The organism is Atribacter laminatus (assembly GCF_015775515.1).
Taxonomy (GTDB): Bacteria; Atribacterota; Atribacteria; order Atribacterales; family Atribacteraceae; genus Atribacter; species Atribacter laminatus.
On record NZ_CP065383.1, the window covers coordinates 1,351,176 to 1,374,912 of the forward strand.

The 23,737-nt window shown below is 36.7% G+C and carries 24 protein-coding genes; 17 read left to right on the top strand and 7 right to left on the bottom strand.

Features of this window, described 5'->3' with window-relative positions:
• The first annotated feature begins 10 nt into the window (after positions 1-10).
• The 5 genes from RT761_RS06195 to RT761_RS06215 all read left to right on the top strand — a co-directional run bounded on the left by RT761_RS06195 (position 11) and on the right by RT761_RS06215 (position 5,739).
• Positions 11-1,261, top strand: coding sequence for a DegT/DnrJ/EryC1/StrS family aminotransferase (locus RT761_RS06195; protein WP_218113201.1), 1,251 nt, complete (start codon positions 11-13; stop codon positions 1,259-1,261).
• A gap of 171 nt (positions 1,262-1,432) precedes the next feature.
• Positions 1,433-2,392, top strand: coding sequence for a sugar ABC transporter substrate-binding protein (locus RT761_RS06200; protein ID WP_218113202.1), 960 nt, complete (start codon positions 1,433-1,435; stop codon positions 2,390-2,392).
• 139 nt (positions 2,393-2,531) lie between these two features.
• Complete coding sequence (locus RT761_RS06205) at positions 2,532-3,323, top strand: ATP-binding cassette domain-containing protein (RefSeq protein WP_218113203.1); 792 nt, start codon at positions 2,532-2,534, stop codon at positions 3,321-3,323.
• Between the two features lie 99 nt (positions 3,324-3,422).
• A complete protein-coding gene (locus RT761_RS06210; protein ID WP_218113204.1) occupies positions 3,423-4,388 on the top strand; it encodes an ABC transporter permease in 966 nt (321 codons plus the stop codon).
• Positions 4,389-4,455: 67 nt separating this feature from the next.
• Entirely contained in the window at positions 4,456-5,739 is a 1,284-nt protein-coding gene (locus tag RT761_RS06215) for a hypothetical protein (protein ID WP_218113205.1), read from the top strand.
• 3 nt (positions 5,740-5,742) lie between these two features.
• On the opposite strand, the gene aroE is transcribed toward RT761_RS06215, so the two are convergent.
• Complete coding sequence (gene aroE, locus RT761_RS06220; RefSeq protein WP_218113206.1) at positions 5,743-6,612, bottom strand: shikimate dehydrogenase; 870 nt, start codon at positions 6,610-6,612, stop codon at positions 5,743-5,745.
• Between the two features lie 297 nt (positions 6,613-6,909).
• Between aroE and RT761_RS06225 the strand changes: the two genes are divergently transcribed.
• The 3 genes from RT761_RS06225 (at position 6,910) to RT761_RS06235 (ending at position 8,495) form a co-directional block, all read left to right on the top strand.
• A complete protein-coding gene (locus RT761_RS06225; protein WP_218113207.1) occupies positions 6,910-7,575 on the top strand; it encodes an AAA family ATPase in 666 nt (221 codons plus the stop codon).
• Between the two features lie 217 nt (positions 7,576-7,792).
• The gene (locus RT761_RS06230) at positions 7,793-8,065 is read left to right on the top strand and encodes a hypothetical protein (protein WP_218113208.1); all 273 of its coding nucleotides are present in this window, start codon (positions 7,793-7,795) and stop codon (positions 8,063-8,065) included.
• Between the two features lie 253 nt (positions 8,066-8,318).
• Positions 8,319-8,495 carry a hypothetical protein gene (locus tag RT761_RS06235; protein WP_218113209.1) on the top strand — a complete coding sequence of 59 codons (177 nt, stop codon included), beginning with the start codon at positions 8,319-8,321 and terminating at the stop codon, positions 8,493-8,495.
• 188 nt (positions 8,496-8,683) lie between these two features.
• Here the strand turns inward: RT761_RS06235 and RT761_RS06240 are convergent, their stop codons facing one another.
• Complete coding sequence (locus RT761_RS06240) at positions 8,684-9,202, bottom strand: CHRD domain-containing protein (RefSeq protein ID WP_218113210.1); 519 nt, start codon at positions 9,200-9,202, stop codon at positions 8,684-8,686.
• Between the two features lie 229 nt (positions 9,203-9,431).
• Here RT761_RS06240 and RT761_RS06245 point away from each other — a divergent pair, with 229 nt between their 5' ends.
• The 3 genes from RT761_RS06245 to RT761_RS06255 all read left to right on the top strand — a co-directional run bounded on the left by RT761_RS06245 (position 9,432) and on the right by RT761_RS06255 (position 12,016).
• On the top strand, positions 9,432-10,166 hold the full coding sequence (locus tag RT761_RS06245; RefSeq protein WP_218113211.1) for a DUF1638 domain-containing protein: 735 nt from the start codon (positions 9,432-9,434) through the stop codon (positions 10,164-10,166).
• Positions 10,167-10,245: 79 nt separating this feature from the next.
• The gene (locus tag RT761_RS06250) at positions 10,246-10,893 is read left to right on the top strand and encodes a hypothetical protein (protein ID WP_218113212.1); all 648 of its coding nucleotides are present in this window, start codon (positions 10,246-10,248) and stop codon (positions 10,891-10,893) included.
• Between the two features lie 196 nt (positions 10,894-11,089).
• Positions 11,090-12,016: a hypothetical protein gene (locus RT761_RS06255; protein ID WP_218113213.1), complete on the top strand. Its 927-nt coding sequence runs from the start codon at positions 11,090-11,092 to the stop codon at positions 12,014-12,016.
• 30 nt (positions 12,017-12,046) lie between these two features.
• Here the strand turns inward: RT761_RS06255 and RT761_RS06260 are convergent, their stop codons facing one another.
• Both RT761_RS06260 and RT761_RS06265 read right to left on the bottom strand, forming a co-directional pair.
• Positions 12,047-13,390, bottom strand: a complete 1,344-nt coding sequence (locus RT761_RS06260) for a DUF1795 domain-containing protein (RefSeq protein WP_218113214.1) — start codon at positions 13,388-13,390, stop codon at positions 12,047-12,049.
• Positions 13,391-13,441: 51 nt separating this feature from the next.
• A complete protein-coding gene (locus RT761_RS06265; RefSeq protein ID WP_218113215.1) occupies positions 13,442-14,557 on the bottom strand; it encodes a lysophospholipid acyltransferase family protein in 1,116 nt (371 codons plus the stop codon).
• Between the two features lie 250 nt (positions 14,558-14,807).
• Between RT761_RS06265 and RT761_RS06270 the strand changes: the two genes are divergently transcribed.
• Entirely contained in the window at positions 14,808-14,990 is a 183-nt protein-coding gene (locus tag RT761_RS06270; protein ID WP_218113216.1) for a hypothetical protein, read from the top strand.
• A gap of 37 nt (positions 14,991-15,027) precedes the next feature.
• Here RT761_RS06270 and RT761_RS06275 read toward each other — a convergent pair whose 3' ends face one another.
• Complete coding sequence (locus RT761_RS06275; protein ID WP_218113217.1) at positions 15,028-15,165, bottom strand: desulfoferrodoxin FeS4 iron-binding domain-containing protein; 138 nt, start codon at positions 15,163-15,165, stop codon at positions 15,028-15,030.
• Positions 15,166-15,672: 507 nt separating this feature from the next.
• Between RT761_RS06275 and RT761_RS06280 the strand changes: the two genes are divergently transcribed.
• Complete coding sequence (locus RT761_RS06280; RefSeq protein ID WP_218113218.1) at positions 15,673-17,076, top strand: DegQ family serine endoprotease; 1,404 nt, start codon at positions 15,673-15,675, stop codon at positions 17,074-17,076.
• A 540-nt stretch (positions 17,077-17,616) separates the two neighbouring features.
• Positions 17,617-18,912, top strand: coding sequence for a 6-phosphofructokinase (locus tag RT761_RS06285; RefSeq protein ID WP_218113219.1), 1,296 nt, complete (start codon positions 17,617-17,619; stop codon positions 18,910-18,912).
• 80 nt (positions 18,913-18,992) lie between these two features.
• Here RT761_RS06285 and RT761_RS06290 read toward each other — a convergent pair whose 3' ends face one another.
• Entirely contained in the window at positions 18,993-19,667 is a 675-nt protein-coding gene (locus RT761_RS06290) for an isoamylase early set domain-containing protein (RefSeq protein ID WP_218113220.1), read from the bottom strand.
• Positions 19,668-19,842: 175 nt separating this feature from the next.
• Between RT761_RS06290 and RT761_RS06295 the strand changes: the two genes are divergently transcribed.
• On the top strand, positions 19,843-20,679 hold the full coding sequence (locus RT761_RS06295) for an SDH family Clp fold serine proteinase (RefSeq protein ID WP_218113221.1): 837 nt from the start codon (positions 19,843-19,845) through the stop codon (positions 20,677-20,679).
• 30 nt (positions 20,680-20,709) lie between these two features.
• On the opposite strand, the gene RT761_RS06300 is transcribed toward RT761_RS06295, so the two are convergent.
• Positions 20,710-21,621, bottom strand: a complete 912-nt coding sequence (locus RT761_RS06300; protein WP_218113222.1) for a DUF1848 domain-containing protein — start codon at positions 21,619-21,621, stop codon at positions 20,710-20,712.
• Between the two features lie 418 nt (positions 21,622-22,039).
• Between RT761_RS06300 and RT761_RS06305 the strand changes: the two genes are divergently transcribed.
• Positions 22,040-22,702 (top strand): class II aldolase/adducin family protein, encoded by a 663-nt coding sequence (locus tag RT761_RS06305; protein ID WP_218113223.1) that lies wholly within the window; start codon positions 22,040-22,042, stop codon positions 22,700-22,702.
• Positions 22,703-22,732: 30 nt separating this feature from the next.
• Entirely contained in the window at positions 22,733-23,725 is a 993-nt protein-coding gene (gene cobT / locus RT761_RS06310; protein ID WP_218113224.1) for a nicotinate mononucleotide-dependent phosphoribosyltransferase CobT, read from the top strand.
• Positions 23,726-23,737: the final 12 nt, after the last annotated feature.

Genomic DNA, 23,737 nt, shown 5'->3' on the forward strand with positions numbered 1-23,737 from the left:
AGGAAGATCAATGACTGTCAAACCGACTTTTGGAGGACCGGGTTCATATGTAATCGGTGAAGAAGAGAAGAAAGAAGTGATGGATGTTCTAGAGTCGGGGTATCTTTTTCGTTATGGCTCAGAGGACGACCCCAATTTTAAAAAGAAAGTATTTACTCTAGAGCAAGAATTTTCTCAGTTGATCGGAGTCAAGCATGCAGTTGCGGTGAATAGTGGAACCAGTGCATTGCTTACCTGTTTGGCTGCTCTTGGCATTGGACCTGGTGATGAGGTTATCGTTCCCGGATATACCTTCATTGCTTCTATCTCAAGTATTATTGTATCCCGAGCTATTCCAATTCTCGCCGAAATCGACGAATCACTGACTCTTGATCCTGGTGATGTAGAAAAAAAGATTACCAACAAGACGAAAGCCATCATGCCAGTGCATATGCTGGGAAATCCTTGCCAGATGGATGCTATCATGGATATCGCCCAACGGCATGGGTTATTGGTCATTGAAGACTGTGCTCAAGCTGCCGGGGCATCCTTCCAAGGGAAGAGAGTTGGGAGCATTGGAGAAATTGCTGCTTTCTCGTTGAATGTGTTTAAAACTATCACTGCCGGTGATGGTGGTATTGTAGTGACGGATAACGATGACTATTACGAACGGGCTTTTGGTTTTCACGACCAGGGTCACAAACCCATGCGGGCTGGTGTCGAGGTTGGAAAAAGAAGCATTGTTGGTTTGGATCTTCGCATGAATGAATTGACCGGAGCATTTGCTTTAGCCCAGGTGCGAAAAGTAGATACAATTCTTAACACACTTCGTGAAAAGAAAAGTAAGCTCAAAACAGCATTAGCCAAGATTCCGAATATCAACTTTAGAACCATCAACGACCAAAATGGAGAATGTGCCACTTTGCTTACTTTACTTTTTAAAGGTAAAGCCACAGCTGACGCCTTTGGTGAAAGAGCTGGAACTAAGACAATAGCTCATTCTGGATGGCATGTTTATAACAATATGGAACAAATTTTACAAAAGAAAACTTCAACCCTCTATCCCTGTCCTTATGAATGCCCGGCTTACGGAAAAGATATTCAATATTATGCTCATATGCTTCCTCAGACCGATGATATCCTTGATCGAGCAATCAATATCAGTGTCGGTGTTGTTGATAAAGGTTTAGGTTCAGGCTTTGGAATCAACATTAATTCCAGTGACGAAGAAATTCATGCAGTAGTGGAGAAAGTTGAAAAAATTATGAAAAACATTACCTAGAATAAATAGCTTATTTACTGATAGAGAAAATTGTATTCATGGTTTTTAAAAAATGATTTAATAGAGGGTCTGAAAAGGAGGTGGTTGGTTGTATTGAGAATAAGTGTTCAATTAAGGATTAAGGTTAGGTAATTAACAAACAAATTATTTATTGCGAATGAGGAGGAGACCATGAAGCACAAACTTTCAACATTAATATTTGTTTTGGTTGTAATGAGTTTGGTTTTAAGTTTAACTTTTAGCGCAGTTTCGCAGGAGAAACAAATCGTTCTTGGAACATCAATCATTACTTATGAACACCCCTTCTACATTGATGTTGTAAACGGCATGAAGAAAGCTGCGGAAGAAGCTGGTGTCGAAATGTTGTTGGATGATCCCAAAACCAAACTCGATGCCCAAGTAAAGGCTTTGGAAACCTATATTACCCGAGGAGTAGATGCAATTGTTCTTTTTGGAGTTGACCCGGAAGGCGTAGTCCCGGTTGTTGAAGAAGCAGTTGCCAAGGGAATACCGGTTATCACTGCTGATATGGAGTTAGTGACTGATAAAGTTGTTACTTTTATAGGTTCCGATAATTATCAAATTGGGACTGAAGTAGGCGAATGGACAAAAAATTATATTGAAAAAGAAATGGACGGAAAAGCCAAGATTGGTGTGCTTTGGTGGGCAGTATCGGTTGCTCAACAACAACGTACCCAAGGTTTTCTTGATCAAGTCACTCAGTTGCCGGGTGTTGAAATCGTTGCTCAACAAAACGTTGAAGAAGGACTTCGCGAAAACGCCATGACAGTTGCAGAAAATATCATGACAGCGAATAAAGATATTGATTTTCTTTTTGGCGGAAATCAGACCTGTACTATGGGAGCCGTCTCGGCGGTGGAAGCGGCTGGTGCGAATATAAAAGTAGTTGGTGTAGACATCGATACCGAAATGGTTCAGGCAATTAGAGATGGGAAATTATTTGCTACTGTTGCCCAACAACCAATTGTTTTAGGATCGACTGCCATTGAAACAGCTTTAAATAAATTAAAAGGCGAAGAAATCCCAAAAAGAATAACAATTCCAGTTCTTTTAGTTTCTCAGGAAAATTTGGAAGAAGCTACTCAAGCATTAGAAATTCTTGACTATTAGCTTGTTTAAGGATGTTATAACGGAATAAACCATGAGGGAGAGGAGTGAGTTTTCTCTCCCTCATTTAAATTAAGGGAATAAGAATATCTCTTTCATAGCTATTTATGAAAGAGGATCAACGGAAAACGAGGGATTTAGTATGCATGAAGAACCCATTTTAAAAATGAAGAGTATTTCTAAAAAATTTGGATCAGTCCAAGCTTTATACCAGGTGGATTTTGAGCTCTATCCTAATGAAATACTTGGTTTATTGGGAGACAATGGTGCTGGTAAGTCAACCCTAATTAAAATTATTTCTGGAGTTTTTACCCAAGACGAAGGTGAAATATTTATTCATGGAAAATCAGTTACTATTTCTGACCCAGCTGGTGCAAAGGAGTTAGGTATTGAAACGGTTTATCAAGATCTAGCTCTGGCCACTAAGCTCAACATAGCTGAAAATATTTTCCTTGGTCGAGAGAAAATGAAGAAGTTTCTTAAAACGCCAATTCAGGTATTAGATAAAAAGAAAATGGAAACGGAAACGAGACCGCTATTAGAAAGATTACGAATTGCTTTGGATCCAAAGTTAAAAGTTGGAACCTTATCTGGAGGGCAACGCCAAGCGACTGCTATAGCAAAAAGTGTTTTTTGGGAAGCGAAAATTATCATCATGGATGAACCAACCGCTGCCTTAGGGGTTGCAGAAACTGCTAAGGTCCGTCAGATCATTTTAGATTTAAAAAAGCACGGTGCTTCTGTAATTCTCATAAGCCATAATCTTGAAGATGTATTTTCAGTTGCTGATCGTGCTATCGTTTTAAGAGGGGGGATGAGGGTTGGAGATCGAATCATTAAGAACACAACTCGCGATGAAATTGTTAAACTTATGGTTTCAGGTGAACAAAAGCAAGAAAATAATAATGTACAACTGAATAATGTGACGAGTTAATGATTTAATGAAAAACTATCTTTTTTGGAACATTACAATTTAAACAATTAAGTCTGGATATTTGATTTTGACTAATATCTTCTGAGGGAGAAATACACCATGAGTCAGGAAAAAAAATCAACTTTGGGCTGGTTTATGTTTCTTTTTGAAAACTATGGTTTATTGCTTGGATTTATTTTTTTATGCTTGTTTTTATCGATTGCCTCTCCTTATTTTCTTACTGTGGAAAACGTATTAAATGTTGGGAGACAGATATCTATAACTGCCATAGTAGCTTTTGGCATGACATTTGTAATAACGGCTGCTCAAATTGATTTGAGTGTAGGCTCAGTGATAGCTTTAACCGGAGTAACTGCTGCTGCTTTTCTCCGTCAAGAAAATTATCCACTAGGTTTATGGGTGATTGCCATTTTTGCTATAGGGCTAATAATTGGGCTTATGCATGGTTTTTTCGTTGCCAAGCAAAAAATACCAGCTTTTCTGCTTACTTTAGCAACAATGGGCATCCTTCGCGGAATTGGTTTTATTTATACTCAAGGAAGACCGATTTATATAAAATCTGAAGGCTTTCGTGCTTTAGGCCGAGGATTTATTGGTCCTATTCCTACGCCTATCATTTTGATGCTGGTTATTTGGATAATATGTTATTTTATTTTTACACAAACGAAATTTGGCAAATATGTATCAGTTGTTGGTGAAAACCAAGAAGTAGCCCGAATATCAGGGATTAATGTCGATAAAATATTAATCTATGTTTTTATCCTTCAGGGAATTCTCGCGGCAATAGGTGGAGCCATTATGGCTTCTCGCCTTGGTACCGGATCTCCTCAGGTTGGCCAGGGTGAAGAATTAGATGTCGTTTCGGCAGTTATCCTTGGTGGTACCAATTTATACGGTGGAGAAGGTAGGATGTTTGGAACTTTATTAGGAGCTATGATTATAGGCACACTCCTTAATGGAATGACTTTACTGAATGTATCTCCTTATGTTCAGATGGTTATCCGTGGTTTGGTTATTTTAGGAGCAGTTTGGATGAATATGTACCGTTATCGGGTAAAGCGTTAAATTTAGTCATATTTTTATTTTATTAAGTGCTGATTGAAAAAGGCTCATATTAAAAGGAGATTGAAAAATGAGGTATTACAAAAAGATACTCCATTCAATAGAAGAGTTACCAGTTTTTGACGTTCATTCTCATATTTCAATAGATCAACCGCAGTGCCGTGATTTATCCGATATCCTCTTTTATCATTTTATGAGACGGGAACTTTACTCAGCTGGGCTAACCGATGACAATTTTTTAGTTTCTGATGCTCCATTTGAAAAAAGAATCGAGGAGTTTTTTAAATATAAACCTTTGGTTGAGAACACAACTACCTACTGGTGTATTAAAAAAATATTAAATGATATGTATCAAATAAGCGATGGTGATATTCACCCTGGCAATTGGAAAGATTTACAGCAACAAATTATTCAAAAAGGCAGAGATTTTTCCTACCCCAAATCGATATTGAATCGGATGAATGTTCAATGCTCACTCATTTGTGAAAATCATTGGAGCCAAGAAGGATTAACAAGAAATCCGTTTTTAATTCCCTTATATGAAGATTTAGATCTTTTTCATTTTGATCCAACTCGAAATTTGAGTCTTCTTGATTTAATTGCGAACGAGCTTGGTGGTTTACCGGAGAATAGTGACCAAGCTCAACAGTCTATTTACGATTTCTTTAAAAAGAAATTTCAATCGGGGATTCGTTATTTTACCGCTTTTGTCAGCTCGGCATTTCATTTAATAAAACCGGTATCGAGTCAAATCAATGAAATTTATAATAAGAAAAAAACCGGGATTCAACTTAATGCCGAAGAAAACCATATCTTATTTACCTGGTTATTTTATAGTTATTTGGAAGCACACAAGAGTATTGGAACGCCAGCACAATTTGTTATAGGAGCATATTGGGCTCGGCCTGGGATGAGATACGGTGAGTCCTATGTCTGGAATAATCATCAATTAAGTCTTGACCTCGTAGAGGTATTTAAAGATTTCCCTAAGGTTTCAATGAGTTTAATGTTTGCATCGCTTTCGATGGCACAAGAATTTACCATAATTGCCAGAATGCTACCCAATGTGAGTTTGCTCGGTTTTTGGTGGCATACTCTAATACCGAATATTATTGAACAACTAATTTCTCAAAGAATAGAATCCCTTCCTTCCAACAAGTGGATTGCCATCGCTACCGATGCCTATTCGGTAGAATGGGCTTATGGAAAAGTGAGCTTGGTTCTTCATTGTTTAGCCCGAGTTTTGAGCCAAAAAGTTGAAGAAGGATATTTTACCGAAAAAACCGCAATTGAATATGCTCGTCGGATTCTCTATGAAAATCCAAAAGAAATATATAGATTGGAGATGGGATAAGGATTATTCGACTCCGAATTCTTTTTTAAGGGCTTGTTTCATAATGCTAATCGGTGCATCTTTGCCCGTCCAAAGTTTGAAACCAATGGCTCCTTGATACACAAGCATTCCTAAACCATCAAGAGTTTTTGCTCCCTGCGACTGAGCTTCTTTTAGAAATTGGGTTTGAGGAGGGTTGGGGATGACATCACAAACAATTGAGCCTTTAAGAATAGAATCATAGGAAATATCTGGTTTTTGTTCGGTATAGGGGAAAAGGCCGATTGAAGTTGTATTGACTAAGATATCAGTTTCGGGTGGGATCCGGTAGGTACCATTCCATGGTACATAGTAGGATTCCACTTTTGTTTTTGCGCGAAGAAGGTTTGCTAATTCTTCTCCTCTTGATGGGGAACGGTTTATTATTGTTATTTTGTTTGTACCAGCTAGAGCGAGCTCAACACTGATTGCTCGAGCTGCTCCACCAGCGCCCAAGATCACTACATTTTTCCCTCTGGGATCGACTTTGGCATCATGAATGAGCGAAGTTAGGAATCCCTTCCCATCAGTATTGGTTCCAATCAATCGCTTTCCTTCTCGATAAACGGTATTTACTGCACCCATCAATTGGGCGTCGGGAGTGACTTCATCTAAATATTTTAATACTTCAACTTTATGAGGTATGGTAAGGTTAATTCCCTGCATATTGAATGCTCGTAAGCCTTGGATGGCATCCTTTAAATCATCGGGATAAACTTCAATGGTAAGATATCTCCAGTTGAGATTTAAAGTACGAAACGCCGCTTCTTGCATGATGATAGTTGGATTTTCTTCAACCGGATGACCGAATACTCCCACTAATTCAGCTTTGTAATTTGGTTTTGATAAGTTCATTAACATCACCTCTTTCATTCATATTTTACTCTAAGATGATCTCAATGGAATGAAGTAAATGGTTAAATGGCGGTTTAATGAAGTATTTATACAGTTACTAATAATAACTATCCTAAGAAATAATCCAGCAAGACATTTCATAATAAATGGTTTTAGAGTTTTCGTTATAAAATTTAATTAAAAAAACTTCTGTCATAGATAAAATTATATATTGACATCTGTCAATTATATTGATAGGATTGGAAATGAAAGAAAAAAAGGATTAAAAACCAAAAAATTAAAGGAAGTGGGATTAAAATGGCCATTGTTTTACGTCCTCGCCAGCAAAATAACCAAACAATTTCAATTGGGTTCAGTGGGGCAGCGGGAGTAGGAAAAACAACATTAGTGAAAGGACTTTTTAATTATTACAAAAAACAAGGCTTGATAGTCGATGTAATCAATGAAGTTGCACGCGATATATTCTCTATTTATAGTCAAACCCATGGCGTGAGAACTCTTGAAGAAATGCGATTGATTCCAGAACTATATCTCATGTTTCAAAATGATGTTTTGGAAATTCAGATTACTCGAGAAATGAGAATTAGAGAAAAATCACCTGAGCTTATGTTATTAGATCGAACCGTTTATGATAATTATCTTTATACTCTTTTGTATTGTCGAAGAAGTGACCATTCAGAGTTGTTTGATAGAGTGACGAAAAGGGTTTATGAGTATCTCATTTCACAGCCTTATCAACATATTGTTTATCTTTTACCACATGGAACCAAGAGTTATGATGAATTTCGTGCCAGTGAAGATTTGAACAACCAAGAGGTTCAGGATATAGTTTTAAGGTTGTTAACCAGTTTTTCATTTGATTGTATTAAATGGGTTACGACGAATTCTCTTGAAGAAAGATTTGGTTATTTGGTTTTCCTTATTGATAGCTGGTTGAAAAAGAAAAATTTATTACCGGTGTAAATCCATTTATAGGGTTAACAGCAACTTTTATCTCTCATTAGAAAGAACAATGCATCGATTTATTGTTCCTGCTCATCATATGATAGAAAAGATTATGTTATACTATGAATCATGACTCAATTCTTATAAAATGATTTTTATTTGTTGAGAATATGCTTAAAAGATGAGGCAGATTATACTCAAAGCCAATTCCGAATCATTATAGGGAGGATATTAAATGGATGCATTAAAACTTGCTGGATTGTGGAAAACCAGGGATAGAAATGGGAATGTTTTTTTAAGTGGTCGATTAAACACCATGAATAAAATTCTAATATTACCGAATACTGGTAAACAGAAGGACGAGGATCCTGATTATTTTTTTTATATTGCTCCTCTTAAATCAAGGCGATCTGATGGATCTGGAAAGAAAGAAGGCAATCCTCGTGATATTCATCGAAATGTAGTTCAGGATAATAATCAAAAAGACTCTGAATCAGATAAATCTTAAATTGATGGATTATATAATTATTTCTGGGTCAAGCCTAATTAATTAAAATACGTTTCTATAATAAGATCTTTTGGATTAGTGAGGAAATGTCTGGAAATTTTGCTTTTTCCAAGAGCAAGTCATCTTGGTGAATTAAAAAAGCATATCTTCGGAGTAACGAATACCAATAAATATTTCGGGATAAATTAAAAAATTTATACAAATTTGCGTTACAATTAAGATAGAAAATAAATTTATTAGGAGGAGGGGTATTATGGCTTGGCAAATAGAAAAAAATTCAGAAAAGAAAATCTGCTTCATATGTGGTTTTGCAATACAACCTTATGTACCCTGTGTATGCCGTGAGGAAGACGAAAAAGTTGTCGAATGTGCTCACCTTTCCTGTTTCAAAAAACAACACCCAGAAGAATTTGAGAAACTTCAAAAATAATGTGGTAGTCATTAATAGAGTGAATATAATTTTAATTTTTTAATTATTTTTCTGTGAATGAGAAGGAATAGAATAAACAAATCTTTTGATTCCTGGATATTGCAACAAAAAAGAAATTACTCCGTTAAACCTGGTTAGGTGAATTGTTTTTATATGGTATTGGTTTTTTTAAGCTATTCTTTTTTAAGTCAAGGATTGGGTAATAACTGACCCCTTAACTCTCCAATTTGGTGAAGTAAAGTATCAACCTGTACAAAAACTCTTCCGTTTTCAATTTCTTGGACTAATGAAAAAAGAGGAAATCCTTTTAATCTACCCGCTAGTCGATCTTCGGTAATAATTCCTTCAGCAAGAACCCCCTCAAACAGTCCTTTATATTTTAATGGAGTTGGTGGAGGATTTTCTGGAAAAAGCCACACGATCAGAGAACCTTCTTTTCCTGGAGAACCCAAACGTAAAGTTACCATTAACACATCATAAATATTATAAACTTCAACTTGATAAGTGATCTGATCCATATCTTGGCTTATACTAAAATAAGCTTTTCCAAAAGCTCCGGTATTTTGTGGTGGTATAGCCTCATCTCCAGATAGAATTGCCATATATTGATAATTTTGGCTTATTGGAATAGGTTCAATCGCCAGGGTTGTTAATGTTCCCAAAAAAATTAGACTCAAAACCAACAAGAGGAAAGTGTAGGTTTTCATTTTTAACCACCTTTTTTCTTGTGATTATTCAAGACAATAAAATGTTTCTGGCAAATTTAAAGCAAGCTGTAAGTAAATTGCTGCGGAGAAAAATAATGTCTTTTTTAAAAAATGAATTTCTTTTTCTATTTCTTATTATACAATATCAGAAGAATTATTTAATGCAGGTAAAAATGTAGTACTTGATGTCAGTGGAGGAAATAATTTATAAGAGAGTGAGGAGTGTTGGATGCAGTATTTTTTAATTGCCTGTGATATTTTTGTAAGAGAAGTTTCTTATATCATTGCTACTTCTCCGAGTACAATTAACGTTAAGTTTTTGGAAAAAGGGCTTCACGAAAGACCTGATTATCTGAGAGAAGTTTTACAAAGCGAAATCGACCAAGCCAACCAGAGTGAATACAATTATGATGCAGTATTGCTTGCCTATGCCTTATGCGGTAATTCCTCCAAGGGAATCATTGCCAGAGACCTACCAATTGTTATCCCAAAGGCTCATGATTGCATTACTCTTTTTTTGGGTTCGAGATTGAAATATCTTGAGGAATTTAATAATCATCCTGGAACCTATTATTACACACCGAGTGCAGTAGAAAGAGGGTTTGCAGTTGGGTCGGAAACCAATGAAAATTTAGAAAGGAAATACCAAGAATACCTTGCAAAATATGGAGAGGAAAATGCTAAATATTTAATGGAAATTGAAGAAGGCTGGATGAAGCACTATAGTTATGCTGCCAGTGTTGATTACGAACTTTTTCGTTTTTTAAATTATCATGACAAAGTAAAAGAGATTGCTCAAAAGAAATCTCTTCAATACCGAGAAATTGCGGGGGACCTCAATTTAATAGAGAAACTTCTTAACGGAGATTGGAATCATCATGAATTTCTTGTTCTTCAACCCGGACAACAAGTGGAAGTAACCAACGATGATTCAGTTATTGCTGGAGTTGATATTCAGGAATAAACTTGTTTTGTTTTTAATCAATATTTTAATTTTTTAGTCATTAAACACATTTAAGAAATTTTAGAAGGAGGGTTATTCAATGCTCTATTTAAAAAATTCTCGGTATTGGTTGACTGGATTTACAACTTTACTCTTTTTTCTAATTGTTATACCAGCAAATGCGGATGATGCAACAGTAAGCTTGCCGCCATTGAACCCGTCACCTTTGATTGAGTCTGCTCCTGGTGGGCTGCCTCAAATGGAAGCCGGTGAACAACTTCCATCATTTGATCAACCCAATATAAATGTATTTAAGGACCCTCAAGGGAAATACACTATTACCTTTCCACAGGGAACAACACAACAACAAGGCCCCGATGATAATATCGTTGCTTTTTCACTTCCCGATCAGGCCAAAGCCTATATACCCATGGTAACTAATCCGGAAGCAAACCAAGAGGCATTTTTAGATATTGAGGATGATATATTAGGTCAAGGTGGTAGCAAGGTTGGTCAAAGTGTCATTCAAGTTGGGAATCGAACTGCTCAGGTTAATCTTTATGGAATGGAGGGAAGCGCCCTATCTGATATGACCGGTGAAGAGTTTTCCCAGAACCTTAAGTATGCAATTGTTATGGTGCTATATCCGAATACTAATTTAATGACCTTAATAATTCTTCCCAAGGATGCTTATAATAATGCCCAACCTTGGATTTTAGAAACGATTAAAGGTGTCATTTTTCAATAGTAAAATTAAAATTGCTTGATTTTATTTGGCGAATCGGAAGCTAACTACCTTCTCATTGCTTTTCCTTAAAGGGTAGGGGAATATTTAGCGTTTAAAATGAGTATAGTGTTCTTTCTCTTTATAGGATAAGGTATAGAGATGGAAAAAACAATTAACTTTTTTTCATTTTCTGAAAAGAAAATTTCTAAAAGGGGAGTTGGGGAAAACGTCGAGAGGACCTATTAATTTTACTCCAATTATTGCCAGTATTAGCGCCACCATTGCTGTTATCAGCTTTTTTTTAGGATTACCTAATAATTTCACACTTAGTCTCAGTTTTCAAGAAGGAACGATTTTACAGGGAGAAAAAATAACTACTGAAGTTCAAATAGATGCTACTTGGAGGAATCGGCAGCGAGTGAGTTTAAGCGCCTCAGGAGGACCCGAAGGAACGATTTATACTTTTTCTCCAGTTTCTGGTCCATCCCGACCGGGTTTCACGTCGAATCTAACCATTATGGTTGATAAAAATTCCTTACCCGGACGTTATGAAGTGATTATAACCGGCATTGGGAGCAATGGTGAAGAAAGAAATAATAAATATTTTTTAAATGTTAAACCCTCCCCAGTTCAGCAGGTAGATTCTCAATCTCAGATGGCAAGCGGGGTTGGTCAAGTGGTTTTTCCTGCCCATGTCGGAGATCTATTTTCTCTGACTGGGCGATTAGGTGATGCAGATGACATATCTCTCGATCTAAACTCAACAGAAGATCCTCGTTCGGTCCCCTCAAACCTTAAGGTGATTTATTCAACCTCTCGAACCCCTATCAAAGGATGGGCGGGTTTATACTGGCAATATCCTGATCCAGCGACGGGATATGAACCTAACGGAAAAAACCTGACTGGTTCTAATCAGCTTACTTTTTGGGCGAGAGGAGAGAAGGGAACAGAAAAGGTAAAATTCATGGTAGCTGGTGCAACAACCGGTTTTATTACACTGACCAACAAGTGGAAACAATACACTCTTGATTTATCCGGTAAGGATCTGAGTAACATTAAAGGTGGATTTTCTTTTATTGTAAATCGGACCTTAAATCCTGATGGTTGTACTTTTTTTCTTGACGATATTCGTTATGAAAGGTGAGACTGAATAAGAATCAGCCTTACCAGAAATTTATGGACTAGTAAAGTTTACCGATTGGATGAGACGGATTAACCAGGATTGAGCAAGCAAATATTCATCCTGAGGAAGAGAAATAATTATCAGAAGAGGTTTCCCAACGTAAAAAGCTGTGAGCAGGGCATAATTGCGATTATTTTCAACATATTGATAAAGCTTTATCTCAATGATTTGAGAACCAATAGATAGATTAGACTGTTTTTGGAAAAGTTTTCCCGATACAGCATTCGCCTCAGCTGGTTTCAATTGATCAATTAATTCTGGCGTTATTATTTCAATTAAACTTTGATTGGGACCATTATAGACAGTTCTAATTGAAGAAGTTTCCTTGAGAATCGTTTCCTTTGGAAGTGGTACACGAATACCAACTGGACCTGCCTGACCGACAAAGCTTAATTCAACAGAAGGTTGGCTTTGGTTTTTTTCTTCGGTTGAAACTAATTCCAAAACTTGGTTAAAATTTGTTTCTAATTGATTAAAATCGGCTATGCTGGAGTAAAAAAGAAAAGAATAAGCCATTTTATTGGAAATAACTAAAACAACCCGCGCTTTTAGCTGCAGAGTACCATTGCTAAATAAAAAATTATGTTGAATAGCAGGAAGGCCTGCCAGAGTAGTTGACACGCTTTCGAGTGGAACATAAAGTTCAAATTCAGGTGGTTTTAGCCGATTTTTTTGAATATATTCTAAGTACTCTTCTGGGGTTTTGTCACTTTCAAGAGATTCTTGGTAGACAACCAATTCAGCGATTACAATTCGTTGTTGATTAGGAAGCTGAAAATATGCAATTTGGGAGGGATCGTTGATTGGTTGTTTTACCCATCCGGGAGGATCGGTAATGAATATTTGCTGCTTCTTCGCAGGGCTTACTGCTGGAATGATTTGAGTTGTATTTTGTGAATCGGTATTTGTATCGATTGATTGGGGGGTTAGAGAAGGCTGGAGTAAAATATTTGGCGTTGCTAAATTTTCGGGAAATGAGGTGGCTGTAATGCTTGGTTTAGGGGTTAATTGAGGTGTAAAATTTGGAGCTGAATCGGTTAGGGCGTGATCGTCAGGGAGAGAAGTTGTTCCAACCGATGGTAACCCTCCAAGATTAGTTTCACATTGAAATTTATAGTTAAGAGCCTGAGTATTATTAGGATCGATCCTTAAAGCTGCTTCCAGCTCAATGTAAGCATCAAGGTAGCTTCCTTCTTGAAATAGTTGAATTGCTTTTCCCAAGATAGCATCAATTGGAGTTTGACTTTGGGCATTGGTTGATAAGGGAATAAAAAAGGTCAAAATAAGAAAAATGAAGAAAGAAATTTGTAAAGACTTTTTTAGAAAAACCAACACTAAAATTTTCCTCCTCATTCTTGAAAATAAACCATTGTTATAGTATATCTTTTAATCGCTGGTTTCGTCACTCACCTGTCCAAGAATTTGTTTTTTTCTAATAACTATCCAATTATAAAGCAGGAAAGAAGTATATTTGCTTTTGATTTGAACTAAGGTATCTTCATAACGGAATTCAAGAATATCTCGAAAATGGGTATTCATTCCCTTAATTTTCTTAATATCCATAGGTATTGTTCCAATTTGAATGGCATCATCATCAATGGTTAATCTTTGGTGTAGGGTTTTTATAAGACGAGTAGTCCGATCATTTCTAAAGGATGCCGTCACCGAAGGGAAAGATACTTTGGGTGAATCGTTAACCCATTCAGAAAAAACCTCGATTTGACGATGAAACAAGTCGAGTAAGGTTTTACCTCCAATAAAGCCAGAATCATTGATTGACCAGCGATTATGGCAGGACGAACAAATGACCTCGTCCTTTTTACCCAAAAGGGTGCGAAAACTTGAACAATAGGGACAGATCCAGAGTACTCGCTCTATCCCTTGGGCTTTTCTTTTCCCAGGGTAAGGAATACGGTGTTTTTTTTGCCATTCCCATTCTGAATGATGGATAAATTCCATTGCTAAATAATCTGAGTAGGTATTAAAATTAACAAAAATTTTAGGTTTTCTCCCGTGATCTGCCCAAACTGGGTGCGATAACCAGGCTCCCTGAATGCAGGCAGCAACAACAGGAACATCAAGAGAGAGGATAAGCTTATTCATACTTTTTGGAGAGATTAAATGATCTTGAAAATCACCGGTCCAGGTAATGGTCCCTTCAGGAAAAAGACCAACAACTCCGCCTTTATTTAAAATGTCATAAATAGAATAAAGCATGGCAGGGTCAGGTCGTGATTTAAACTTTTGGATAGCTCCTATTTTATTGAGAAAAAAACGTTCAATCGGATTTTGGAAGGAAATTTGGGCAATAACCCAGGAAATAGGTAAATCAATATAGGGTGCAATAAAGAATGGATCGAACGGGCTTACATGATTACTGATAAGGAGGAAAGGTGGCTTAGGGATTCTTCCAGAAAATTCAATATGATAAATTTTACTTACAAATGGGGAAATCCACTTTTTCCCTATCTTCCACAAAAGAGTATCAGCTGGTAAACTCATGCTATATCACCAGTTTAAACCTTTAATTTCTTGCTTGTGCTTGGTTTCGAAATGCAATGGTAATGAACAAGCTATAATTTCGTTAGATTATATCAAGTTATTGAACATAAATGATAAAAAATTGATTAAAAATTATTGAAAACTACAAAAAGGTTCGTTGATAAATGAAGAAATTAACTTGTTCCTAAAGGAATCAAAGGTATAATAATATACCAAGACTAAGAAATACAGTGAAGGAGGAACTAACCCAATGACAGAAGAAATGCCACATCCAGGCCATGATAAGCATCTTTGTCACCTTCAATACAACGGATATATGAATCAGAATTTTGATGATTTTAAAAAATTAGTCATAAATCCTCAATATATATGTCGGAAGTGTGGAAGAGCTGCCAATCAGGCAAGCAGTCTTTGTCAGCCGGAAAAACTATAGAAAAGCTGAAAGAGGGTGGGGGAAACCACCCTCAAAATTACTTTGCTTTTTGATTAACCAGTACCATGGGTTGACCACAGCAGATTAATTCACCACCACCAACTGTCTTTATTTCAACTACGTTTCCACATATTTTACACTCAAAAACCTGTCCAATTTTTTCAACTTTTGGCATAACAGTTACCTCCTTGAAAGAAAACATTATTATTCTAATTATAAGTCAATTTACTTTGCTTCTATTCCAATATAGAATGCATGTTTTAGTGGACTCTCGATTGGATGAGAATTTTAACAAATGCTTTCAATATTCAATTTTTTAATTCCCTTCTGAGAGCTTTATTTCTATGTCTCAAATCACTCTCAGCCTTTTTCCCATATTTGGAGAGCTCCTTTCTTTTTTCCTCTCCCCTGGTGGGAGAGGATTCAGATGAGGGGGCAACTCTATTTTTCAACCTCATCTGATGCCACAATGTGGCTCAATTTCATCGGGTAACAATATTATTATATTAAATATCATGCTATTCTTTTGATTAAGGATAAGACTAAAATGGGAATCATTCACTATTAAAATGGGTTTTCATAAAAATATGAGATAAAAAAAAATTATGGAACTCGGTGAACTAAAAAAAAGTCAGAAATATATATGAATGGTATAAAAAGTAAAATTGGAGGTTGAACCAAGATGTTCAAAAATAAAAAATTAAATTATGGATTTTTGTTATCAATGTTTGTGTTTTTTACCTTAAGCAGCTTTTCCTGGGCAGCTACTGTTCTGCCAGAAGTAAACGATATTATTCCTGATATCGTTGACCGGGTTAGTCATTCAGTAGTCAATGTAAATACCTCAAAAACCATGACGGTTACTTCACCTTTTGCACCCTTTGCCCCTTTCTTTGATCAAATGCCTGAGCAGTTTCAACGTGAAGTACCTCAAAGAGGTCTTGGAACTGGTTTTATTTTTCGTGAAGATGGGTATATTCTTACCAATAACCATGTAATTGAAGGTGCTGATGAAATAAAAGTAACTTTATTGGATGGAAGAGAATTTAATGGTAAAGTAATTGGTGCCGATCCTTTAACCGATATAGCTGTTGTTAAAGTTGAAGCGGAAAACCTTCCTACCCTTTCCTTTGGTGATTCTGATGCTGCCCGAGTTGGTGAATTTGTAGTAGCAATTGGGAACCCTTACGGTCTTTCTCATACGGTAACTATGGGAGTATTGAGCGCTAAAGGGCGTGCAGTACCATCGGGTGATACTGGTCAAGAATATGAGAACTTTCTGCAAACGGATGCAGCTATTAATCCAGGGAATAGCGGTGGGCCGCTCTTAAATTTGGATGGAGAGTTAATTGGTATCAATACTGCTATTATTCCTTTTGCCCAGGGAGTTGGGTTTGCGATTCCTATCAATATGGCAAAATCGATACTTGATCAATTAATCGAAAAAGGAAAAGTTGTCCGAGCTTGGTTAGGGGTCTACATTCAAAATGTTACACCAGAAATTGGAAAACAGTTTGGCTATGAAGGAACTACTGGAGCATTAGTTGCCGATGTTATTGAGAATGGACCAGCGGCGAAAGCAAGTTTTCAACGAGGTGATATTATCCTTTCAGTCAATGATCAAGAAATCACAGACACAAAACAACTTCAAAATACCATTCGATCTTTAAAACCAGGTGACTCAGCAAACATCCAAGTTTGGAGAAATGGTGAAAAGAAAACCATTGATGTACAGTTAGAAGAACTGGAAGATGAAGCAACCGTTATGCCATCTTTTGAAATAACTCCTGAAAAGGTTGAATTAGGTATGGAAATTAGTGAAATTACTGCTGACCTTCAACAGAAATATGGTTTTACTGAAAGCAAAGGAGTAGTTGTTGTTTTGGTTACACCGGGTGGTCCAGCCGAAGAAGCTGGGTTAAGAGCTGGAGACGTAATCCTTCAAATCAATCGGACTGATAGTACATCGGTCGAAGAGTTTAAAACGGTTTTAGCCAAAATTGAACCAGGAGATACAGCAATTCTTCTGATCAGCCGAGCTGGGCGGACATTGTTTGTTCCAGTTAAAGCTATTGAGAAAAAATAAGTGATAAATTAAGAGCTGCAAGGAGAGATAAAATTGAATCTCTCCTTGCAATTTTATTGGTTTCCATTAGATAAAATGTTTTTTAAACCTATTTCTTAGCGCCTAAAAAATGTTTCCGATCTTAAAGCCTGCAATTTATATACCGAAGTGGATTGATTAACTAAAATAAAATCATATCCTAAATTATTTTTTTTTATTTTTTTTGATTAATTCTATCTTTATTGAATTTTTTGTAAAAATAGCTTGTTAACCATTGTTAATAAACGCTAACTATCCTTGTGGGGATTACAAAATTAGTTGATAATCTAAATAATTACTAACTTTCCCAATTGAGGGGGAGGATCCATGGGATGCCCATTTTAATCATTACTTACTCTGAGTTTGCAACTGAGTATCGGGAGTAAATATTATTTTGATTGGTCTTTATATAATTGAGTTATAATATGGCGAGGATTTTGAGTAAACTATAAAAATTCCATTCATAAATACACAATCGACCCTAACCGATGGGGATGATTGAGAAGGAGGTAAAACTTCGTTATGGGAAAAAAGAAAGTTGCAGTTCTGGTGGGCGGTGGCCCGGCACCAGGTTTAAACGGTGTTATATCTTCGGTAACGCTTGAATCTATCCAAAGAGGTTATGAAGTAGTGGGTATATATAACGGATTTAAATGGATTTCTTCAGCTTCTTTTGATCCAAAAGTACATACAATAGCTTTAGATCGAAAAGTTGTTGATGGGATTCATTTTAAGGGTGGATCGATATTAGGTACTGCCCGAGATAGTCTAATTAAAAATGGAAAAATCGATACTGAAAAAGTAAATAATGTGAAGAAAGCAATGGAAATACTGGATATAGGTTACCTCGTAACAACTGGAGGAGATGATACTGCTTTTAGTGCCAGTATTGTATCCAAAGAAATTAAGAATTTTTATGTCGCTCATGTTCCTAAAACTATTGATAATGATTTACCCTTACCTGGTGAAATGCCAACCTTTGGTTTTCAAACAGCTCGTGAATTAGGTACTGACCTTTTAAAGAATTTATTAGAAGATGCTCGGACAACTGGCCGATGGTATTTTGTGGTTGCAATGGGGCGAAGTGCCGGACATTTGGCTTTAGGGATGGGAATAGCTGCTGGAGCGACCTTGACTATAATTCCTGAACAGTTTGGTGATGGAAAAACGACCTTAAAAAGTGTTTGTGATATCATCGAAGGTTCGATGCTTAAAAGAAAGCTTCAGGGCATGGACTGGGGAATTGCTGTAGTAGCTGAAGGAGTAGCTTATAAATTTGGTGATTTTGACCAATTAGAAAAAGTTTTGGGGAGACCCATACCGAAAGATCCTCATGGACATCCTCGATTGGCTGAAGTTCCATTGGGTGATCTTTTAAAGCGGGAAATTGAGAACCGTTATGCCGAGAGAGAACAGAAAATTACAATAGTAACCAAGGACATCGGATACGAACTAAGATGTGCTGATCCTATTCCATTTGATATTGAATATACTCGTGAGTTGGGATATGGAGCAATGGATTTTCTCCTTGGCGATGATTACAATGCTGACTTTAAAGAAGCCGGAGCTATGATCAGTTTGGTAGAAGGGAATCTTAATCCAATTCCTTTCCATCAAATTATGGATCCCGATAGCGGAAAGAAGACCATTCGTTTGGTCAATACTTACTCATACAATTATAAGGTTGCCAGAGCTTTCATGACCTTGCTCCAACCCAATGAATTAAATAATCCGGATCAGCTATCTAAACTTTCCAGTATTGCCAAGATGGATGAAATTACTATTAAAAAACACTTTGAGACTTTACCGAGAATTTAACTCCTAATCCATTTACCAGCTCACCTTTGATATTTTACCGGAGAGTTGGTAAATGGATTAAAATTATTGATAAAGATTAACTATTCTCCTACGGTGAGAATAGAATTTTCAGTACCAAATTGGTTAAAAACGTGGGGGGTATTCGGGTCAGTGAACCATTGATTATCAACTAAATAACGATATTCATATTTTCCTTGAAGAAGACTAAGGGTAACACTCCAATGTCCTTTGAGGGTTTTTTTGAGTGGGGTCGCGGTTGGATTCCAATCATTAAAAGATCCAACCAGGGAAACCTGTGAAGCATTTGGTGCCATAAATTTAAATGTTACCCGAGCTTTTTGTTTGAGCTCAAAAATATTTTCAAGAGTTCCATACAACGAATCCACAATTTTATCCCCAGCATTGTTTAAAGTTGCTTTGATTCCTGATGCAGCGTGTTTGATATATTCTCTGGTTTTCGTCTTATTTAGCCCTGGTAGGTTTCGTATGGCTGCTATTATTCCTTCAATGGCTTTTTGGTTTAATTCTTCTGCTTTTTCTCGAGTTTCTTTTGTTCCTTCAATAATTCCTTCCATCGCATTTTGGGTTAAATTTTTCATTTTTTCTTGGGTTAAGCCAAGATTTTTGATTTCGGAGTTGATAATTTCTTCGGTTAATTTTTGTATTTTATCCTGTATCTCTTCCCCTTTTTCCACTGCTTTAATGACAGTTTGCCGAAAAATTTCCTTTACCCACTTTTCACGGTTTTGGCTCATAATGACCTCCCTTGTAACAAAATAGAGTAGTCGGGTTGGGATTTACCATTTATAATAGATTTTATTTATAATGCAATATAACCATTAAAAGAAATATCTGTTCCCCTCATAGGGTTTTTTCAGTTAAACATGGTTTTTGCGCTATTTTTAAATGAATTTAAGGAGGTAGTATTCTGTGTTCTGGAATATTGTGATAATAATTTTTTTAGTTATTTTGATTTATCCTATCATTCAAATGAAAGCACTTCAGCAGCAAAGATACTTTTTTATCCGGAGTCTGGAACGAAAACGAGGATCACGGGTTATTGTCCTTATTCATCGCCAGGAAGAAATGTCCTTTTTTGGATTCCCAATTGCTCGATATATCAATATTGAAGATTCTGAAAAAATTTTGAGGGCTATTCATTTAACCAACAAAAACATTCCTATTGATCTCATTTTACATACACCAGGAGGAATAGTTCTTGCCGCAGAACAAATTGCCCGGGCTATTAAAAAGCATCCAGCAAAAGTGACGGTATTTATTCCTCACTACTCCATGTCAGGTGGGTCACTAATTGCATTGGCTGCCGATGAGGTAGTAATGGATCCAAATGCCGTAATAGGACCGGTTGATCCCCAAATTGGAACTATGCATTCTCAATATCCAGCGGCTTCAGTATTGAAAGCATTAGAAGTTCCCAATCCCAACCGAGATGATGAAACTTTGATTTTAGGAGATATAGCTCGAAAAGCTATCAATCAAGTTTATCAGGTGGTTTATGATTTAGTCAAAGATAAGGTTGAAGAAGAAAAGGCTAAAAAATTAGCGGATAAATTAAGCACCGGTATCTGGACCCATGATTTTCCGATTACTGTAGAATTAGCCCAGGAGATGGAATTGCCAGTTCGTGTTGGTATTCCGCAGGAAATCTATGACTTAATGGAACTTTACCCTCAAACTCAGCAAAATCGTCCTACTGTTGAGTTTATCCCCGGTCCCTACCGAAAACCGGATAAGAAAGGGAGTTAAGTTTTATTTTAAGGAAAATTGAATTTGATTTTATTGTAGGTAAGGAAAGCTCAAGCTAGAGTTGGGTTTGAGTCGCTGAAAATCGGTTGCATAGCAATATCCACAACGATACCAACAGGTATGGTAAGCACCAATATCCTTACTTATTGTACAGCCGCAATTCTCTCTTTGTCCGGGATCTTTTTTTCGTAATTTTTTTGGAATTTTTACCTTGGGAAGAGCAGCTTCAATATCACTAAAATGAATACATCGTCCCGGTTTAATTCCATTCCTATTCATAATTTCGGAAAATTCTCTTTTTTCACAGCATCCAAAAACCTCGATTCCATAACTACTGGCAACTTCTGTAATATTTTTAGTAAGATCTTCAATGTCTTTTATATTCGGTTCAATTATTTCAATACAATATTTTTTTTTCAGTGTTTTAAAAACTATTTGGTTTTTTCTATAAAAATCGAGAAAACTGATCACTATTTTCTTGGTAAAGGGATGCAATCTTTTTATTAGTTGGGAAAAAGCTTGTTTATGAAAGGTTAAATCAAATTTAAGATTCCCATTACAAAAGATAATTGGATCATAGCGCCAAATTATTCTTTTTTGTCCTATAGTATCAGCAAGCATGGAAAAAGTGTCCACTCTTTCTGAAAAAGGTGGAAGATAAGGTTCAAATACAGTTTGATAATAAGGATTTAAAGTAAAATGGAAAAGATAACGATTCTGAAAACCCAAATGATCTACTTCAGAAAGAATGGTAAAAAAAGGAAAAGGATTTTTACTCCAAAAGACAATTGCTTCAACATCATCAGGGCTAAGAGATTGGATACTAAAACGGTGAGCATTGAAAGGATTAGGAATAACAACAAACCCATCTCGGAGCCGCCTCATAAACCACTCGCCATAAAAAGCGGGGATATCGGTTCGGCGACTGGCACTGATAATCATTCATTCCTCCTTATATAAATAAACCAGCGATAATGATTTAATAATCTCTTAAGAAGATCATGTATTTATTATATCTCCCTTTTCTTTTTGTGAGGAACAGATTAAAATGAACCCAATTTTCAATTTTAACAAATTGATTGAGTAACTAAGTGATGATTAAAAAATGACGGTGAAAACCTTATATCGTAGGCAAGAGTATGGAGACTGAGAAACATATCCTGAAAATCCACAGGCTTGATTTATTTCCACCGATTAAGGTAGCGGTATGCCATGGCATGGGGATTCTTGGGTTTTTTTCAACATCGGGCGCCGTTTTTCGACATGATGGTTTTCCTTTATAACAGCGACAAGGGAGCACCATTAATCAATAATGTTAAGATTATTTCTTAGAATTTATTAAAAAATGAGGTGAGAAGCAATGGATGAAAAAGAACTTCGGGAAGCATTAGTTTATTGGGGTCGGAAGATCATTGAAAAAAAATTAGTTGTGGGTGCTGGTGGCAATATAAGCGCTCGATATAAAGATATCATGCTGATTTCACCCAGTGGGTTAGGATTTGATGAATTAGAACCACAAGACTATGTTGCAGTAAATCTGGAAACCGGAAAAACCGTATCCGATGGCCGACCTTCTTCTGAAGTAGTTATGCACTGGTTCTGTTATTTAGGGAGGCCGGATATTAATGCCGTTGTTCATACTCACCCTCCTCTTACCATTGGGGTTGTTGCCGGTGGGGGACAAATTGGACCAATGTTTCCAGATTTTGTAGCTTACTTGGGATCATTAGGTTATATCGACTATGTGACTCCTTGCACCGCTGAATTAGCCCGGACGGTTCAAGGCCAAGTAAAAGAAAAAAACGGAGTTCTCATGCTCAACCATGGTGCATTAACTGTCGGTCAAAATCTAAAAGAAGCCTTTCAAAGAACCGAATTAATCGAAGAATCAGCCAGGATACTGATTGCAGCAAAGCAATTTGGAGAGCCTCGAATTTTAACATCAAAAGAATGTGATGAAATTAGAAATCTCGATGCAGAAAAATATCGAATGGAACTCATAAAAAAAGCAACGAATCAATGAAGTTCTTAATAATGAGGAGGATACATTTGAATGTTTGTTTTAGTGATAAGTGGGAGCGACGTCAGTAAAATTCCTGGGGTATCAATTGCCGGCTTGAACCCGGAGGTTATCCCATATACTGCCCCAGCTGATGCAGATTTGCTTTTATGGGGAAAACCTCATGTCATCGATGCTATTCCCGTTGACCCTCAAGGACATCCAACTCCAGCAATAATTACCCATGCTGCTTGTTGTGAAGCTGGATTTCCTATTTTAATTGTTCGTTCTGGAACATATCTCCCGCCGGTGGTTCCTTATATTGAAATGAATGTGGAACCTGGACAAGATCCGCAAACCAACCAAGCGGTTTCAAAAGTAGAATTGTTAGTTGAAAAATCCAAATCTTTGGGTCAAATATTGGGGAAATCTTCAAAAAAGATTGTGATTGCTGAATCGCTACCTGGTGGAACCACAACTGCCTATTTGATTTTAAAAGCTTTGGGGTATAATGGCATGGTTTCATCGGCAAGCCCAGTCAATCCAGTTAAACTTAAGGAGCAAATTTGGGAAAATTCCGCCCAGAGAATCGGAATAAAACCCGGTGGTCTTAGTGGTGACCCAATGAAAGCCATTCGCGAATTGGGTGACCCGATGCAAGCAACCGTATTTGGCATGGTAACTGGTGTTTTAGAAGAAACTGATATCATACTTGCCGGTGGAACTCAAATGTTGGCAGTAGCCGCTTTACTTCGTCATGCTGGATATAATAAACCACTCTTGGTTGCCACCACAACTTATGTAATTCGTGATAAGTTTGCTCATTTCCTTGACCTTGCCAGACAAATCAGTGTTGAAATCTATTCTGCACCACTCGATTTTAGCCAGTCACCTTATCCTGGACTTAGTGATTATGAAAAAGGATACGTCAAAGAGGGTGTTGGTGCTGGAGGAGCAATTTGGTATGCTGAACAGCTTGGTGTAACACCAGATCGAGTAATAAGAAAAACCGAACAGCTATATCATGCGATGATTAAAAAGAATTGATTATATTTGATT